The organism is Patiriisocius marinistellae, assembly GCF_009014635.1.
Classification (GTDB): Bacteria; Bacteroidota; Bacteroidia; order Flavobacteriales; family Flavobacteriaceae; genus Patiriisocius; species Patiriisocius marinistellae.
This window is the reverse complement of record NZ_BKCF01000012.1, coordinates 1-2,500: the sequence shown is the minus strand read 5'-3', so window position 1 is coordinate 2,500 and position 2,500 is coordinate 1. Positions and strand designations below refer to the sequence as shown.

Below are 2,500 nucleotides of genomic sequence, written 5' to 3'. Positions count from 1 at the left end.
GAGACTTTCTCTGTCTTTAGTATTCAGTATTCAGTAATCAGTATTGTCATACTGAAACCAAAGCCTTTAGACTTTAAAAATTATTAAAATTGACAACTAAACCAAGAGACAACCTCTTGTACTCTACTTGCGCAGAGATTTCTTTGTAAAAAGTACTTCTTGTCGTATTTACTTGGCACTACAATTAAGTAAGTGCAAGCTCTAGAAAGGAGGTGTTCCAGCCGCACCTTCCGGTACGGCTACCTTGTTACGACTTAGCCCTAGTTACCAGTTTTACCCTAGGCAGCTCCTTGCGGTGACCGACTTCAGGTACCCCCAGCTTCCATGGCTTGACGGGCGGTGTGTACAAGGCCCGGGAACGTATTCACCGGATCATGGCTGATATCCGATTACTAGCGATTCCAGCTTCACGGAGTCGAGTTGCAGACTCCGATCCGAACTGAGATAGGTTTTGAAGATTCGCTCCTGGTCGCCCAGTGGCTGCTCTCTGTACCTACCATTGTAGCACGTGTGTGGCCCAGGACGTAAGGGCCGTGATGATTTGACGTCATCCCCACCTTCCTCACGGTTTGCACCGGCAGTCTTGTTAGAGTTCCCGACATGACTCGCTGGCAACTAACAACAGGGGTTGCGCTCGTTATAGGACTTAACCTGACACCTCACGGCACGAGCTGACGACAACCATGCAGCACCTTGTAATCTGTCCGAAGAAAAGCATGTTTCCACGCCTGTCAGACTACATTTAAGCCCTGGTAAGGTTCCTCGCGTATCATCGAATTAAACCACATGCTCCACCGCTTGTGCGGGCCCCCGTCAATTCCTTTGAGTTTCATTCTTGCGAACGTACTCCCCAGGTGGGATACTTATCACTTTCGCTTAGCCACACAGTATTGCTACCGTACAGCTAGTATCCATCGTTTACGGCGTGGACTACCAGGGTATCTAATCCTGTTCGCTCCCCACGCTTTCGTCCATCAGCGTCAATATATTGTTAGTGTTCTGCCTTCGCAATTGGTATTCTAAGTAATATCTATGCATTTCACCGCTACACTACTTATTCTAAACACTTCACAATAATTCAAGACAACCAGTATCAATGGCAATTCTACAGTTGAGCTGCAGACTTTCACCACTGACTGAGCTGCCCGCCTACGGACCCTTTAAACCCAATGATTCCGGATAACGCTCGGACCCTCCGTATTACCGCGGCTGCTGGCACGGAGTTAGCCGGTCCTTATTCTTACAGTACCGTCAAGCTCCCTCACGAGGGAGTGTTTCTTCCTGTATAAAAGCAGTTTACAACCCATAGGGCCGTCTTCCTGCACGCGGCATGGCTGGATCAGGCTCTCGCCCATTGTCCAATATTCCTCACTGCTGCCTCCCGTAGGAGTCTGGTCCGTGTCTCAGTACCAGTGTGGGGGATCCCCCTCTCAGGGCCCCTACCTATCGTAGTCTTGGTAAGCCGTTACCTTACCAACAAACTAATAGGACGCATGGTCATCTTGTACCGTAACCTTTAAAGTAGTAGTGATGCCACAATTACTTACTATAGGGTATTAATCTTCGTTTCCAAAGGCTATCCCCTAGTACAAGGTAGATTCCATACGCGTTACGCACCCGTGCGCCGGTCGTCAGCGGAGCAAGCTCCCTGTTACCCCTCGACTTGCATGTGTTAAGCCTGCCGCTAGCGTTCATCCTGAGCCAGGATCAAACTCTTCATCGTATAATCTTAAATAAAATATTATACTAAAAAAGTCCTCTCTCAAAAAAATTCTCAGATGTTATTCTTAGTTTAGTTCTTTGTAATAAAACAACCGTTTCCAGTTTGTTTTAATACGCTGTCAATTTCAATATGTCAATGAACTCTCTCCTATTATATAAGAGACTTTTCTTGTTGATGTAACGGAATCGAACCGTTATCTTTTTGTTACCAAATCATCATGTCAATTACTTCGTTTTCTTAGCGGCTGCAAATGTAAAACTGTTTTGCAAATCTCACAACCTTTTTGAGAAAAAAAATTATTTTTTTTAAAGAACTTTCTCGCTAACTAAACCCAAAATAAACTCGTTTTGTTAGCGGCTGCAAATGTAAAACTGTTTTACAAACCTCACAACCTTTTTTGAAAGAAAATTAAATTATTTTTAAAGAACTTTTTCGCCTTGAAATTACAAGCTAAACTCATTTTCTTAGCGGCTGCAAATATACTACTGTTTTTAAAACCACAAAGCTTTTTGAAAAATAATTCGAAATAAATTTAAGAACGTTTAATCTAACTTATAAAGAGTAATAATCTCCCTCTCAAAGCGGGTGCAAATGTACAACCTCTTTCCTTTTAAAACCAAACAAAAAATCAAATTTTTTTATAAAAAATATCATTCCTTTCTTAACTGTTTGGAAACTCAGATCTTAACCAAAAACAAATGTTAAATCACATCTATACCTTAATATATATATACCAAATTATTATAAAAAAGTACCCAACAAAATAAACACAGAGAC

Annotated in this window: 1 tRNA gene and 1 rRNA gene (1 of these 2 cut by a window edge); both read right to left on the bottom strand. The window is 42.4% G+C overall.

Features of this window, described 5'->3' with window-relative positions:
- Window positions 1-6, bottom strand: a tRNA-Ile gene (locus GB234_RS14730) (it extends 68 nt beyond the left edge of the window).
- 199 nt (window positions 7-205) lie between these two features.
- A 16S ribosomal RNA gene (locus tag GB234_RS14725) occupies window positions 206-1,723 on the bottom strand.
- Window positions 1,724-2,500: the final 777 nt, after the last annotated feature.